Genomic DNA, 15,759 nt, shown 5'->3' on the forward strand with positions numbered 1-15,759 from the left:
AAGCGAATCGCACAGTCGCCCCCCTGCGAGCCACAGCGCTGGCGGCGCGTGAGCGTTATGGGGATCACAGAGAGAAGGTAATGAAGATGTAAACAGCTTGATAACTTTGTGCGTATGAATTACAACAGGGGCCATATCCAACAGGTCAGACCTCTGGATGAGTTACACCAAGTTGGCACATTTATACACGCAAGGAGCAAGCAATGACGACGACCCTCACTCTGCTCGGGGTGATCCTGGTTATCGGAGCCCTGGCCTATCGCCGGGCATCCCTGTTCATCTCCACCCTGGTCACCGGCGCCGCCCTGGCGCTTGGCGCCATCTATGGTCATGTGCCCTTGCTGGTATGGGCGCTGTTCGCGGTGATCGCCATCCCGCTCAATCTGGTGGAATTTCGCCGCAATCAAATAACCAAGCCGCTGTTCAAGATCTACAAATCGATCATGCCGGAGATGTCCCGCACCGAGAAAGAAGCGATCGAAGCGGGCACAACCTGGTGGGAAGCCGATCTGTTCGCGGGCAACCCGGACTGGAAAAAACTGCACGCCATTCCGGTCAGCACCCTATCTGCCGAAGAACAGGCCTTTATGGATGGTCCGGTCGAGGAAGTGTGCCGCATGGTGAGCGACTGGGAAGTGACCCACGAGCGCGCGGATCTCTCCCCCGAGGTGTGGCAATACCTGAAGGACAACAAGTTCTTCGCCATGATCATCAAGAAGAAATATGGCGGTCTGGAGTTCTCGGCCTACGCCCAGTCCTGCGTCCTGCAAAAACTATGCGGAGCCAGCGCCGTGCTCGCCTCCACCGTCGGCGTGCCCAACTCGCTGGGCCCGGGCGAACTGCTGCAGCACTATGGCACCGACGAGCAGAAAGATTACTACCTGCCCCGCCTGGCGGTAGGTAAAGAGATCCCCTGCTTCGCCCTGACCAGCCCGGAAGCGGGCTCTGACGCCGGCTCCATCCCCGACTTCGGTATCGTCTGCAAGGGTGAGTGGGAAGGAAAAGAGGTGCTCGGTATGCGCCTCACCTGGAACAAGCGCTACATCACGCTCGCCCCCATTGCTACTGTGCTGGGTCTGGCCTTCAAACTGCGTGACCCGGAACACCTGCTGGGCGAAGAGGAAGAGCTCGGTATCACCTGCGCCCTCATTCCCACTCACATCAAGGGTGTCGGCATCGGCCGTCGCCACTTCCCGCTCAACGTGCCGTTCCAGAACGGCCCGACCCAGGGCAAGGATGTATTCGTCCCGCTCGATTTCATCATCGGTGGCCCGGCCATGGCTGGTCAGGGCTGGCGCATGCTGGTCGAGTGTCTGTCGGTTGGCCGCGGTATCACATTGCCCTCCAACAGCACAGGTGGCGTCAAGATGCTGGCCCTGGCAAGCGGCGCCTACAGCCGCATCCGTCGCCAGTTCAAGCTGCCCATCGGCAAGATGGAAGGGATTGAAGAGCCGCTGGCCCGCATCGGTGGCAACGCCTACATCATGGGCGCCGCAGCCAACCTGACCGTGACCGGTATCGACCTTGGCGAGAAACCCTCGGTCATCTCCGCCATCGTCAAATACCACCTCACCGACCGAGCCCAGAAGTGCATCATCGATGCCATGGACATCCACGGCGGCAAGGCCATCTGCATGGGCCCCAACAACTATCTGGCCCGTGGCTATCAGGGTGCGCCCATCGCCGTTACGGTAGAAGGGGCCAACATCCTGACCCGCAGCATGATCATCTATGGTCAGGGCGCTATCCGCTGCCACCCGTATGTACTGCCGGAGATGCTGGCCGCCAGCCACCCCGACAAGGAGCAGGCGCTGAAGGATTTCGACAAGGCGGTATTCAGCCACGTCGGCTTTGCCATCAGCAACCTGGTGCGCAGCTTCTGGCTGGGTGTGACCGGCGCCCGCTTTGCCGCGGCACCGTACAAGGATCAGACCAAGGGCTACTACCAGCAGCTCTCTCGCCTCTCGGCCAACCTGGCGTTCCTGTCAGACATGGCGATGGGCACCCTGGGTGGCGAGCTCAAACGCAAGGAGCGGGTCTCCGCCCGCCTTGGCGACGTGCTGAGCCAGCTCTATCTCGCCTCCAGCGCCCTCAAGCGCTATCAGGACGAGGGACGCCAGCAGGCCGACCTGCCGCTGCTGCACTGGGCACTGCAAGATGCCATGTTCAAGGCACAAGAGGCGATCGACGAGCTGCTGCGCAACTTCCCGAACCGGTGGATTGGCCTTGCCCTGCGTGCCGTAGTACTGCCGCTGGGTCGTGACCTGAACCGTCCGTGCGACAAGCTGGATCAACAGGTTGCCCGTCTGCTGCAAACCCCGAGCGAAACTCGCAGCCGCCTGGCCAAGGGCCAATACCTGACTCGCGAAGAGGGCAACCCCTTCGGCCTGCTGGAGCAGGCACTCGATGACGTGCTGGCCGCCGAGCCGCTGTTCGAGAAAGTCTGCAAGAGCGATGGCATCAAGCGCCCCTTCATGGCACTGGACAAGGTGGCCGACATTGGCCTGGCCGCTGGCGTACTGACCCAGAGCGAAGCCGAGCTGCTGCGCCGCGCCGAAGTAAGTCGCCTGCGCACCATCAACGTCGATGATTTTGACCCCATCGATCTGGTGGCCAACAAGAAGCTGTTTGAAGCTTCGGCTTACCATCGCGCCGCCTGATATCAAGGCAATCAGTCAACGCCTCCCTTGTGGAGGCGTTTTTTATCTTTTGTCACCACTATCAGCAGCCCCGCTGCCGCAACCCGCTATCACAGCTCACCCGACCAGCTGCCGGGCCCGTGTGGTCAGCCGGGAAAAAAGGCACAATAGCCGACAAATCGAATCACCAAGGAAGCCAAGATGACCCTTGAGCACCTGATCCTGTGGCGCCGCGACCTGCACCGCCTGCCGGAAGCCGCCTGGAAAGAGTTTCGCACCACCAGCCTGATTGCCCACCACCTGAGCGAGCTCGGTTATCGCATCGTGCTCGGCGACAAACTGCTGGCCAGCAATCTGATGATGGGGCGTGATGTGGATGTGGCGGCCGAAAAGGCTCGCGCCCGCCGTCAGGGAGCCCATCCCGACTGGCTGGAGCGGATTGGCGATGTCACTGGCCTGATGGGAGAGCTGGACACCGGCCGTCCCGGCCCGACCCTGGCCTTTCGCTTCGACATCGATGCGGTGGAGGTGGAAGAGTCCGACGCCGAACAACACCAGCCGCAACAGGAGGGCTTTGCCTCCCACAACAAGGGGTGGATGCACGCCTGCGCTCACGATGGCCACACCGCCATCGGCATGGGGCTGGCCAGTCAGCTGATGGCGATGAAGGAGCAGCTTTGCGGCCGCATCAAGCTCTTCTTCCAGCCCGCCGAAGAGGGGTGCCGCGGTGGCAAGGCGCTGGCTGCCGGTGGCGCACTCGATGACGTAGATGCCCTGCTCTCGCTCCATATCGGTATTCACGCTGGCAGCGGCGAGCTGGTGATCAATCCCACCGAGTTTCTCTGCTCCACCAAGTTCGACGTCCACTTTATGGGCACCGCCGCCCATGCAGGGCTCGAGCCCAATGCCGGCAGCAATGCGCTGGCAGCCGCCTGCATGGCCACCACCGCCATGCTAGGCATCCCCCGCCACCGCGACGGCATGACCCGCATCAACGTCGGCCAGCTTCACGCTGGCAGCGGCCGCAACGTCATTCCCGATCATGCCGAGCTGCGCGGTGAAACCCGCGGCGCCGACAGCACGCTCAACGACTACATGTTCAGTCAGGTACAGCGCATCGTCGAAGGTACCGCCCTCGCCCACGGCGTCACCTACCGCATCATCAAGCAGGGTGAGGCCATTGCCCTCGACAACAGCCCGGCGCTGCAAGCCGAGCTGGCGGCGCTGGCCCGCAAGCAGGGGCTCGCCACTATCCAGACTCGCCGCTTTGGCGCCAGCGAAGATGCCGGTTTTCTGATGGAGCGGGTGCAAAAACAGGGGGGCGAAGCGGCTTACCTCATTCTGGGGGCCGATCTGGCGGCACCACACCATCACAACGAATTCGATTTCGATGAGCGGGTGATGCAAAGCGGGGTAGAGCTACTGGCCGCCTGGGCCCGTGCCCGACTGGGTGTGGCAGAAGCAGCCCTCTCTTGATATCCCCTCGGCAAGCTCACCGGCTAACGGGATCAAAAAAAGGCGCCTCGGCGCCTTTTTTCTGCAAGAAAAACCTGAGAGCTACTCGCGGAGCTTGCGATGCACATCGGGGCGACCACCGGTCACGCTATCGGCTCTCCCCTCCTCTTTGGCCTTCTCGGCCCGCTTTTTGCGCATCTCGCGGGGATCGGCGATGAGCGGGCGGTAGATCTCGATACGATCGCCGTCGTGCAGCGGCTCGCTCCCTTTCACCGGGCGGCTGTAGATACCGAACTTGTTGACCGCCAGATCGATCTCGGGGTGTTTTTGTACGATGCCGGACTGCTCGATGGCTGCCAGCACGCAGGTCTCGGGCGCCACCCGCAGGGCAATCACCGTCTGCTGCTGCGGCAAGGCATAGACAACCTCGATGTTGAGCTGGTCAGACACCGTAGACCTCCTTCGCCCGGTTGGAGAAGGCGGAGACCATGGAGCTCACCAGATCGCGGAACACCTGACCAAATGCCACCTCGATAAGCTTGGAGGTAAACTCGAAATCGAGATCAAACTCCACCTTGCAGGCATCCACATCGAGCGGGGTAAAGGTCCACCAGCCCGCCAGCTTGCGGAACGGGCCATCCACCAGCTCCATCCTGATCTGGCGGTTCACATCCAGCTGATTGCGGGTGGTAAAGGTCTTGGCAATCCCCGCCTTGGCCACATCGACCGACGCCATCATGTAGTCATCGCCAGCCTCGTGGACACGGCTGCCAACACAGCCGGGCAAAAACTGCGGATAGGCATCCACATCGTTAACCAACTTGAACATCTGTTCTGCACTGAACATCACCAGGGCACTGCGCGTAATTCGGGGCATGGCTTTTCCTCATCCAATCGGCGCGATTTTATCACCATGTTTGGGGTTGTGGAGGTAAAACCTCAGCCAAACCGCTCAGAAAGCCACCACTTGACCTGCTGCGCGTTTTACAGCCGCCCCTGCCTACGTATAATACGAGCCTCCTAGTCATTGCCGGAAATCGCCCGTCATGAGCAAAAAAAACAGTAAAAACAAAGCCGGGTCCAGCACCATTGCACTCAACAGAACCGCGCGCCACGAATACTTCATCGAAGAGAAGATCGAAGCGGGTCTGTCCCTGCAAGGGTGGGAAGTCAAATCCCTGCGGGCGGGCAAGGCCAACATCAGCGAAGCCTATGTCATCTTCCGCGATGGCGAGGCCTATCTGTTCGGCTCCAGCTTCCTGCCACTGCAAGCGGCCTCCAGCCACGTGGTATGTGACCCGACCCGCACCCGCAAACTGCTGCTGAGCCGTCGTGAACTCGACAAGCTCGAAAGCCTGATTGCCCGTCAGGGCTACACCATAGTTCCCCTCGCCCTCTACTGGAAACAGTGCTGGGTCAAGGTCGAGATCGGCCTGGTGAAGGGCAAGAAAGAGCACGACAAGCGCGAAGATACCAAGGCCCGCGAGTGGGATCGGGAAAAAGCCCGCATCATGAAGAACAAGCATCGCGGCTAACCTGCTACTGGCAGGATCAGGACGTCAGTTCACCTTCCCCCAGCGCAGCTGGCTCTTCAGGTTCAGCTGCGTACAATAAATCGGCAAACAGACTGGCTGCCAGAGGGAATGGGTATCAACGCCTTGCTATGACAGCATTTTTGCGTACAATCGCAATTAACAACTTGGGGCTGATTCTGGATTCGACAAGATTCACGAAACCCAAGGTGCATGCCGAGGTGCGGTAGGCCTCGTTAATAAACCGCAAAAAAATAGTCGCAAACGACGAAAACTACGCACTAGCAGCTTAATAACCTGCATAGAGCCCTTCTACCCTAGCTTGCCTGTGTCCTAGGGAATCGGAAGGTCATCCTTCACAGGATCGTGTGGAAGTCCTGCTCGGGGCGGAAGCATTAAAACCAATCGAGCTAGTCAATTCGTGGCGTGTCTCTCCGCAGCGGGTTGGCGAATGTAAAGAGTGACTAAGCATGTAGTGCCAAGGATGTAGTAATTTTGGACGGGGGTTCAAATCCCCCCAGCTCCACCACCTGCTAAAGCCCTGATTCGTCAGGGCTTTTTCTTTATGGCTGGTCAGGGAGTGACACACTGAGGTGTCACATATGCTCTATCCCGGTCTCATCAAAAACCACTGTGGTGTCTACTGCTACCGCCTGATCTTCCCCCCGGCCCTCCGCCAGTACGGAGCTCCTCGTGAGACCCGTTTCTCACTCGGCACAAAAAATCGCGCTAAAACGGGAGAATTGTGGATCCATGCTTTCAAAATTGGCAGGCTCCTACTTGTAGTGGTCAACTAAATCCGGACACTTGGTTAGGCCATTCTTCGGCTTTTGCTGGCGGTATCCCGTCATTGTGGTGATGTGGACGCCGCCAGTTGTAGTAATCCATCAGGTAATAACTGATATCTCGTTTCGCCTCTCGCAAGCTCATATATCCCATAGCCGGGAGCCACTCTGACTTCAGGCTTCTGAACAGTCGCTCCATCGGGGCGTTATCCCAGCAGTTTCCACGACGACTCATGCTCTGGGTTATGCGATAACGCCACAGTCGTTGCCGAAATGCCCGGCTGCCATATTGGCTGCCCTGGTCGGAGTGAAATAGCACACCGGATGGGCAACCCCGCTACTGATAGGCCATCTCCAGTGCTTTGATTGCCAATTCTGCATCAGGTTTATCAGACATCGCCCAGCCCACGACCCGCCGGGTGTACAGGTCAAGCACCGCTGCCAGGTAATACCAACGACCACCTGCCCAGACGTAGGTGATATCACCACACCTGATTGGGTTGCTGGACATCAAATTCGCGGGCCAGCAGATTGGGAATGCCCGGTCGTTCAGACCGAGCGACCTGATAGCGATGAGCGCCCGGTTGCTTGGATACCAGACCGGCTTCCTTCATCAGGTTACGTACTTTGAATCGACCAATCTGATACCCCAACTCCCGCATCATCGACATCAAGGCACGGCTGCCTGCCGAGTTCCGGCTCACTTTGAACAAACGGCGCAACTCAGAGCGATGCTGCATGCGCTCACGGTTAATCGTCCGCCTGCGAGCCAGATAGTCGTAAAAACAGGATGTTGGAACATCGAAAGCGCAGCAGACCAGGGTGATGGGGGCTTGCTCCCTTAATCGGTCTATCAGCGCGTACGTGTGAAGTCGTCCGACATCAAGAGAGCAGTAGCTTTTTTAGAATGACCTTTTCACGTTCGAGTCGGTTGATACGGGCTTCCAGCTCCTGGATTTTCTGCTGCTCAGGAGTTAGCGCTTTGCTGATTGGGGTTGTGCCACTGCGTTCGGATTGAAGCTGCTGAACCCAGCGACGGAGCACGGTTTCACCGACGTCCAGTGAACGGCTGGCTTCGGGGACTGAATATCCCTGGTCGAGCACCAGGGATGCGGCTTCGAGTTTGAATGCGGCAGTAAATGAGCGACGTAATCTTGTCATTGAACACCTCAGGTCATGGTGGCGACTGTACCACCTAAAATGGTGTCCGGGATAATTAGACCACTACACCCTTATGCGCTCGATACTCCCACTATTCCTACTATGAAGCCGTGAAAGATGAAGTAATCCGGTGATAGAGAAGAGGTACTTTACCCCTCACGCCTCTCAAGACATGCAGCCCCCATCTGATTACTATCCCTATAGCCAGTATGCTCATGGGGTTGTATTGACTCTTGCAGAGGGGGCCATTTGTCATATTTTCTGTGAGATTTTTTCAAGCCTCATTGCATATATAAGAAGACCTCCCTTACCCCCCTGCTCCCCTCCATGCAATTTTCCCCCATAATCGAACAGACCTATCCTATCCCCCCTCGATTCTTTTATTTTCCTCTGGTGTTCTCTCTTGCGTACAAGACAAGTTAGCCGCCCGTCATGGGCAGCCTATACACTGTGAAGTGTTGGGCATGGTGTTGGGCAAATGCGCTAAAGAGCTAGCTTTACCAAGAAGCCAACCCTTTGTTTTATATGGTGCCGATAAGGGGAATCGAACTCCTGACCTTCGCATTACGAATGCGCTGCTCTACCAACTGAGCTATACCGGCTTGTTGCTCTCCACATTCATAAAAAATGACCGGCAAGTCAATTGAGCCAACTCGATTTTATGAGTTGGCTCATGGTGTTAGAGCCCGATTTACAGATCGGCAAACTCGGGGATATGGGCACGGCCGCGGCTTTCGAGAAATTCGAGCAGGGCGCGGGGGGAGCGCACCAGGATCCGCTCTTGCGGGAAGCCCGCTTCGGTCACCAGACGGTGGCAATGGTCAAAATCGCCGAGGCTGAAAGCGACATGGGAATCGGAGCCGAAGGTGAGGTAGGCCCCCAGATCTCGCGCGGCTTCAACGATTGCGCGGCAGTTGCCTTCGCTCCCCGGGCGCGAGTGAATGAAGGAGGAGTTGTTGATCTCCAGCGCCACCCGATAGTCCGCAGCCGCCTTGACCACCGCCTGAATGTCGATGGGAAATGCGGGGTTGCCCGGGTGGCTGATCATATCGACTCGGCCGCTCTTGATGGCGTTGATCATCGCCTGGGTGTGGGTTGCCTGATCGCAGGGAGGGAATACCTGCTCATGAAAACCCGCCATGATCATGTCGAGACGCGACTCATAGCGCTCTGGGAAATCGATCTCCCCGTCGAGGTTTTTGATGTTGGCCTCGATACCCCGCAAGATCCCTACCCCTTCCACCACTCTTGGCAATATCGGCAAGTTGGCAAAATGCCAGACATGAGGGGCATCGGCCATCTCGGGCCCGTGATCCGTGGTGGCAAACAGCTTGATCCCCTTGGCCCTAGCTATCGGCAGATAGTCGTGGATGGTGCTGTAGGCATGGGTGCTGGCAATGGTGTGAGTGTGGGTATCGACCGGGTACTTCATCTTCTCTCCCCTCATATTTTGAAGGGGCAGCATAGCAAAGAGCGGCAGCTTGGGCCACGCCAGTGCTTGCCACACTTTGTCACAAAAAACCGCGAAGCTGACATAGTCTGAGGGGCTCTGGCTGGCATACTGCCTCCGTCGATACATGCCTGAACTCGCATCGACAGTTTGCCGTCAGGATGACGCGAACTAACTTTCCCCACCGTCGCGCCCTGCGGCGGTTTTTTTTTGCCTGCAAACCGCAAACCGGTAACAAACGCGCAAAAAAAAAGCCCAACTAGCATGGTGCAGGTTGGGCGAGACTTAATGTTTAATTGCAGTGGCATAGATATAGAGTCCTGCTTTTTGACTAAGTTCCGCCCACTTTGCTTTTTTCATCGAAAAACATTCCGCTAACACTCATTCACATTCTCTTGACACTTCACGTTATGAAACGTACTTTTTAAACATTCGTTTAAGTGAGGTGTCCAGTGAGTAAAATCGATACCAAAAACCGTATTCTCGACGCCGCTGAAGTGCTGTTTGCCGAGCGGGGATTCGCCGATACCTCTTTGCGTCTGATCACCAGCGAGGCCGACGTTAATCTGGCGTCGGTGAACTATCACTTCGGCTCCAAGAAGGAGCTGATCCAGGCGGTGCTCGACCGCTATCTGAGCCTGTTTATGCCCGATCTTGATGCTCGCCTGCGGGTACTGATGGAGCAAGAGCAGCTGACCCTGCTGCAACTGTTTGAAAGTTTTGTAGAGCCACTGATGAAACTCTCGGCGGTGCGAGCCAACGGCCCGGCCATCTTTATGCAGCTGCTGGGGCGCGGCTATATCGACAGCCAGGGCCACCTGCGCCGCTTTATCACCGCCCACTATGGCCCCATTTTGCAGCGGATCACCCAGGCCATCTCCAAGGCCAATCCGGCCCTGTCGCCCGCGGATCTCTTCTGGCGCCTGCACTTCACCCTGGGCACCGTCGTATTCACCATGGCCTCTGCCGATGCCCTGCGCGACATCGCCCTGGCCGACTTTGGCCAGCAGCTCGATGTGGAAGGGCTGGTGCGCAACGTTATTCCTTATCTGGCGTCCGGAGTCGGGGCGCCCGTGGAGTCGACCAGGCTCTCCCTGGCCGTGTAACAACCAACAATAAATCAACGGAAACAGTGAAATAGAAGGAACTTCGGTATGATCACATTGCTTGTCCTGCTGGTGCTGGCGATAGCCGTTGTGCTCGGCGTACCCTCCATCCGTAAAAAGGTGGTAACCCGTCCGGTATTCGGCATCTTCAAAAAAATATTGCCGCCCTTGTCAGCTACCGAGCGGGAGGCCATGGAAGCCGGCTCCGTCTGGTGGGATGGCGAGTTGTTTCGCGGCAACCCCGACTGGAAAAAACTGCACGGTTACGGCAAGGCCGAGCTGACCGCAGAGGAGCAGGCCTTTATCGACAATCAGGTCGAAACCCTGCTCGCCATGGTCGATGACTTCAAGATCGTCAACGAAACCAAAGACCTGCCGGAACCGGTGTGGGACTATCTGAAGAAGGAAGGCTTCTTCTCCCTGATCATCCCGAAATCCTATGGCGGCCGCGAGTTCTCGGCGATAGCCAACTCCACCATCGTCACCCGCATTGCCACCAAGAGCCTGAGCGTGGCGGTCACCGTCATGGTGCCGAACTCCCTCGGCCCGGGTGAGCTGCTGATGCACTACGGCACCCAGGCCCAGAAAGATTTCTGGCTACCGGGGCTAGCCAACGGCAAGGAAGTGCCCTGCTTCGCCCTGACCGGGCCGGAGGCGGGCTCCGATGCAGGTGCCATTCCTGACAAGGGAATCGTCTGCAAAGGGATGCACAAGGGTGAAGAGGTGCTGGGTATTCGCCTCAACTGGAACAAGCGCTACATCACCCTGGCGCCGCGCGCTACCGTGCTGGGGCTGGCGTTCAAACTCTATGACCCGGAAAAACTGCTGGGTGACAAGGAAGAGCTCGGCATCACCTGCGCCCTAATCCCCACCAGCCACCCCGGCGTGCGCGTCGGCGATCGCCACTACCCTATGGGTCTGGCGTTCATGAACGGCCCGACCTTCGGCAAGGATGTGTTCATTCCGCTCGACTGGATCATCGGCGGCCCGGATTACGCCGGTCGCGGCTGGCGTATGCTGGTCGAATGCCTCTCCGCCGGTCGCGGCATCTCGCTGCCTGCTCTGGGCACCGCCTGTGGTCACATGGCGAGCCGCACCGTGGGCGCCTACTCCTATGTGCGCAAGCAGTTCGGCATGTCCATCGGCAAGTTTGAAGGGGTGCAAGAGGCGCTGGCCCGTATCGGCGGCCTCACCTATCAGCTGGAAGGAGCCCGTCGCATGACCGCCGGTTCCCTGGACCTGGGTCAGGCACCGGCCATCGTCACCGCGATCTCCAAGTACCACATGACCGAGATGGCACGCCAGATCATGGATGACTCCATGGACATCCACGCCGGTCGAGCCATCCAGCTGGGCCCGAAAAACTACACCGGCTACGCCTACATGGGTATTCCGGTCGCCATCACGGTGGAAGGGGCCAACATCCTGACCCGCAACCTGATGATCTTCGGGCAAGGGGCTACCCGCTGCCACCCGTACGTGTTTGCCGAGCTGGAAGCGGCAGCCGATACCGACGTGGAACGCGGTCTCGAGAAGTTTGACGCCCTGCTGATGAAGCACATCGCCTTCGGCGCCGGCAACTTCTTCGGCTCCCTGTTCCAGGGGCTGACTCTGGGCCAGTTCAACAGCGCGCCGGTAGCTGGCGAAACCGCCCGCTACTACAAGCAGCTCTCCCGCATGAGTAAAGGGCTGGCCCTGTGCGCCGACGTCTCCATGCTGATGCTGGGTGGCGATCTCAAGCGCAAGGAGATGATCTCCGCCCGTCTGGGGGACGTGCTGAGCCACCTCTATCTGGCCTCCGCCACCCTCAAGCATTACGAGGATCAGGGCCGCATGGTCTCCGATCTACCGTTCGTGCAGTACGCGGTGGAGCGCAACCTCTACCTGATTGGCAAGGCGTTCGAGGGCTTCTTCCAGAACTTCCCGAACAAGGTGGCGGGTGCCGTACTCAAGCGCGTGGTGTTCCCGTTCGGCGTCGGTTACAAGATGCCGGCCGACGATCGCTGCCACGCCATCTGTCTGGCCATGATGAAGCCGGGCGAGTTCCGCGACCGTCTGACGGCGCTGTGCTACGTCGGCAAAGACGAGGCGGATCCGGTCGGCCTGATGGAGCGCGCCTTCCAGGCCATGGTCGCTGTGCAGCCCTACGAGAAGAAGCTGGTGCAGGCCCAGAAAGAGGGCAAACTGCCCCGCAAACTGGCGCTGCCGGAGCTGGTTGCCGCTGCGCTGGCAGGCTCCATCCTGAGCAAGGACGAAGCGGACAAGCTGCTGGCCGCCGATGCCCTGCGCTACGAAGCGATCCAGGTAGACAACTTCGCTCCGGGCGAGCTGGAAGGCTTCTCCCAGCAACCAAGCAAGCAGCCAAACAAGGTCGAGCACGCCGCCTGATCCCTTGGCAAACCAGTACCAAACCGGCCCTCGTGGCCGGTTTTTTGTTTGTTAACCATGCATTTACAAGCTAGGAGAATTCCAGTTAAATGCTTGAGTCCCTGTTGCAGGGGCTTTGGAAGCAAGGCCAGCGGAATGGCCGATAACAACAACTCAGGAAGAGTGAATGAACCTCGCCAAAACGGCGATCGAACGCCCCATCTGGGTGGCGGTCTCGATCGTGCTTATTTTCCTGCTGGGCCTGCTCAGTATCCGGGGACTGCCGATCCAGCTGTTCCCCGACATCGACCGTCCACACCTCAACATCTCAGTGAGCTGGCGTTCAGCCTCGCCCCAGGAGATGGAGTCGGAGATCACCGACCCCATCGAACAGGAGATGCAGGGGGTGCAAGGGCTCAAGAGCCTTGTCAGCAACAGCTATCCCGGCTTTACCGAAATCGACATGGAGTTTGCCCTCGGCACAGACATGCAACGGGCCCAACTCGACGTGATTTCGCGACTGAACCGGGTCTCGGGATTGCCGGACAAGATCGGCGGCCCCTACGTCAACAACTATAGCAGCAACGATACCCTCACCTTCTTCTTCATCCAGCAACTGCCCGGCGCCAAAGGGGTGATCGATGATCATCAGGCGTTGATCGAGGCGCGGGTCAAACCCGAGCTGGAACGCATCGAAGGGGTCTCGACGGTCGCAGTCGAGGGGATCAATGAGCGTCAGATCCAGATCCGCTTCGACCCCTATCGCGCCGCCGAGCTGGGGGTGGAGATCCCGGTGCTGGCCAGCCGCGCCACCACCGGCTGGGACGTGTCGGCCGGTACCCTCGACATCGGTCGCTGGGAGTACAAGCTGCGCTTCGCCGGTCGTTACGATGTCGAGACGCTGGGGGACAAGGTGGTGGACTGGCGCAATGGCCTGCCCATCTATCTGCGGGATGTGGCGGAGGTAAGGGTGGCCAGGGAAGAGAACCCGGTGCTGCGGATCCAGAACGGCAATACCGCCATCGCCGCCCAGATCTTCAAGAAGAGCGGCGCCAATGCCCTGGCCTCCCTTGAGGCGATCAAGGCCCGGGTGAACGAGCTCAACCGCGAGGTGCTGGAGCCGGTCGGGCTGCACATGGAGCAGTCATTCGATGCCTCCCTCTACATTAATCGCGCCGTCAGCATGGTCACTGCCAACCTGGGGCTCGGGGTGCTGCTCTCCTGCACCATCCTCTGGCTCTTCCTGCGCCAGCTCAAGGCGACCCTGATGATTGCCCTCGCCATCCCCATCAGCATCATGCTCACCTTCTGCCTGCTCAAGGTGATGGATCGCACCCTCAACATCATCTCGCTGGCAGGCATCGCCTTTGCCGTCGGCATGGTGCTCGACGCCGCCATCGTGGTGCTGGAGAGTATCTACCGGCGCCACGAGCGGGGGGATTTGAGCAAGGCGGAGGCGGCGCTCGAAGGTACCCGTCAGGTGTGGACGGCGCTGGTGGCATCCACCCTCACCACGGTCGCCATCTTCCTGCCGGTGCTGCTGCTCAACGATGTGGAGGGCCAACTGTTTGCCGATCTGGCGCTGACCATCGCCTGCGCCGTAACGGTCTCCATGCTGGTCGCCGTCATCGTGCTGCCTGCGGTGGCGGCGCGCTGGATGGGACATGAAACACTGACCGACCCCTATGCGTCGCTGTGGCAGCGCACCACCCGTCATGTGATCCGCTGGACCTCGACCTCACGCCAACGCTGGACGGTCATCACCCTGATGATGAGTCTGCCGGCACTGGCCACCTGGGCGCTGCTGCCCAAGATGGACTATCTGCCGGACGTGAAACGGGACGCGGTGGATGTCTGGATGAACTTCACCCCCGGGGTCAACCTCAAGGCCCAGCGCGAAGAGGTGATCGATACCCTGATCGCCCGCCTCGCCCCCTACATGAAGGGGGAGAAAGAGCCTGCCCTCAAGAACTACTACATCTTGCGCTACCCGGGGGGCGCCCAGATTGGCGTGCGCCCCAAAGACGAAAACCGCATCAAGGAGCTGGAGAGCCTGTTGATGAAACAGCTGCTGGTGGGTATTCCCGACACACGGGTGTTCGGCGGTCAGGGGTCGCTGTTTGGCGGCTTTGACAGCGAGAACGGCGTCTCCCTGCTGCTGCAGGGGGGTAACCTGCCCGAGCTCTATCAGGCGGCCCGTGCCAGCATGGGGATCCTCAGCAAGGACCTGCCGGGAGCACAGATCCGGCCCGAACCGAGTCTCGACTTCACCGCCCCCGAGCTCAAACTGGTGCCGCAAGATCGGCGCCTCGCCGAAGTGGGCTGGGATCGCACACCCCTGCCCACCATCATCCAGACCTTTGGCGACGGCTTGCGGGTCGGCGAGTATTTCGATGGCGAGGATCGGCTCGACATCATGCTGATGGGGCAGAGCTCCGCCAATCCGGACGAGCTGAAGGCAGTGCCGCTGGCCACCCCCTCCGGGCGCATCGTTCCCCTTGGCGAGCTGTTGCGGGTGGAGCACGACATGGGCCCGGCCAGCATCTTCCGGGCCGATGGGCGGCGCAGCATCAGCCTGCAGATAGCGCCCCCGGCGGGCATGACCATGGAGCAGGTGATCGACACCCTGAAAAACCGCAGTTTTGCCGCCATCCGTCCCCTGCTGCCCGCCGGTGGCGAGCTGCGCATTGCCGGCAATGCCGACAGCCTGCAACAGGCGCTCGACAATCTGGGGACCATCTTCCTGTTTGCCGTGGTGATCCTGCTGGTGCTGCTGTGGGGAGTGTTTGCCTCCCTCAAGGATGCCCTGCTGGTGCTGCTCACCCTGCCCCTTGCCTCAGTTGGCGGCGTGCTGGCACTGCAACTGAGCGGGCTGCTGGTGCCGCTGCCGATGGATCTGCTCACCATCATCGGCTTTGTCATCCTGCTGGGACTGGTGGTCAACAACGCCATCCTGCTGGTGCATCAGACCCGCACCGCCGAGCGGGACGGCATGAGCCGCCAGCTGGCGGTGGCCGATGCCCTGCAAAGCCGGATGCGTCCCATCGCCATGACCAGTCTCACCAGCATCTTCGGCATGCTGCCGCTGATGCTGAGCCCGAGCGAGGGGAGCGAAATTTACCGCGGGCTCGCCACCGTCATTGTCGGCGGCATGAGCTGCAGCACCCTGTTTACCCTGATCCTGTTGCCTGCCTTCCTGCGTCTCGGGGAGCAGGTGGCGATCCCACAACCCCTGCGCCAGCGGGCCTGAGCAAGGAGCTCATC

9 protein-coding genes, 1 tRNA gene, 1 other RNA gene and 1 pseudogene are annotated in these 15,759 nt (G+C 59.5%); 7 read left to right on the forward strand and 5 right to left on the reverse strand.

What is annotated here, in order from left to right; genetic code table 11:
• Positions 1-203 precede the first annotated feature (203 nt).
• Positions 204-2,660: an acyl-CoA dehydrogenase FadE gene (fadE, locus tag G5137_RS04780; RefSeq protein ID WP_421255015.1), complete on the forward strand. Its 2,457-nt coding sequence runs from the start codon at positions 204-206 to the stop codon at positions 2,658-2,660.
• A 180-nt stretch (positions 2,661-2,840) separates the two neighbouring features.
• Positions 2,841-4,115 carry an amidohydrolase gene (locus G5137_RS04785; protein ID WP_108588368.1) on the forward strand — a complete coding sequence of 425 codons (1,275 nt, stop codon included), beginning with the start codon at positions 2,841-2,843 and terminating at the stop codon, positions 4,113-4,115.
• An 81-nt stretch (positions 4,116-4,196) separates the two neighbouring features.
• Here G5137_RS04785 and G5137_RS04790 read toward each other — a convergent pair whose 3' ends face one another.
• Entirely contained in the window at positions 4,197-4,544 is a 348-nt protein-coding gene (locus tag G5137_RS04790) for an RnfH family protein (protein WP_042054648.1), read from the reverse strand.
• Positions 4,537-4,971, reverse strand: a complete 435-nt coding sequence (locus G5137_RS04795; RefSeq protein WP_005334496.1) for an SRPBCC family protein — start codon at positions 4,969-4,971, stop codon at positions 4,537-4,539. The genes G5137_RS04790 and G5137_RS04795 overlap by 8 nt, the downstream gene beginning before the upstream one ends.
• A gap of 169 nt (positions 4,972-5,140) precedes the next feature.
• On the opposite strand from G5137_RS04795, the gene smpB reads away from it, so the two are divergent.
• Together smpB and ssrA are read left to right on the forward strand one after the other, a co-directional pair.
• Complete coding sequence (smpB, locus tag G5137_RS04800; protein WP_005334498.1) at positions 5,141-5,629, forward strand: SsrA-binding protein SmpB; 489 nt, start codon at positions 5,141-5,143, stop codon at positions 5,627-5,629.
• Positions 5,630-5,795: 166 nt separating this feature from the next.
• Positions 5,796-6,155: a transfer-messenger RNA gene (gene ssrA / locus G5137_RS04805) on the forward strand.
• A gap of 260 nt (positions 6,156-6,415) precedes the next feature.
• Here ssrA and G5137_RS04810 read toward each other — a convergent pair.
• The 3 genes and pseudogenes from G5137_RS04810 to G5137_RS04820 form a co-directional block, all read right to left on the reverse strand.
• Positions 6,416-7,572, reverse strand: a pseudogene (locus tag G5137_RS04810) (IS3 family transposase).
• A 526-nt stretch (positions 7,573-8,098) separates the two neighbouring features.
• Positions 8,099-8,174 (reverse strand) — tRNA-Thr (locus G5137_RS04815).
• A gap of 89 nt (positions 8,175-8,263) precedes the next feature.
• The gene (locus G5137_RS04820) at positions 8,264-9,004 is read right to left on the reverse strand and encodes a phosphatase (protein WP_338455320.1); all 741 of its coding nucleotides are present in this window, start codon (positions 9,002-9,004) and stop codon (positions 8,264-8,266) included.
• A gap of 470 nt (positions 9,005-9,474) precedes the next feature.
• Here G5137_RS04820 and G5137_RS04825 point away from each other — a divergent pair, with 470 nt between their 5' ends.
• The 3 genes from G5137_RS04825 to G5137_RS04835 all read left to right on the forward strand — a co-directional run bounded on the left by G5137_RS04825 (position 9,475) and on the right by G5137_RS04835 (position 15,745).
• Positions 9,475-10,128 (forward strand): TetR/AcrR family transcriptional regulator, encoded by a 654-nt coding sequence (locus tag G5137_RS04825; protein ID WP_005334507.1) that lies wholly within the window; start codon positions 9,475-9,477, stop codon positions 10,126-10,128.
• A gap of 48 nt (positions 10,129-10,176) precedes the next feature.
• Positions 10,177-12,516, forward strand: coding sequence for an acyl-CoA dehydrogenase (locus tag G5137_RS04830; protein ID WP_266134031.1), 2,340 nt, complete (start codon positions 10,177-10,179; stop codon positions 12,514-12,516).
• 166 nt (positions 12,517-12,682) lie between these two features.
• Positions 12,683-15,745, forward strand: a complete 3,063-nt coding sequence (locus tag G5137_RS04835) for an efflux RND transporter permease subunit (protein ID WP_266134032.1) — start codon at positions 12,683-12,685, stop codon at positions 15,743-15,745.
• Positions 15,746-15,759: the final 14 nt, after the last annotated feature.

Source organism: Aeromonas sp. 600282 (assembly GCF_049175755.1).
Classification (GTDB): domain Bacteria; phylum Pseudomonadota; class Gammaproteobacteria; order Enterobacterales; family Aeromonadaceae; genus Aeromonas; species Aeromonas veronii_A.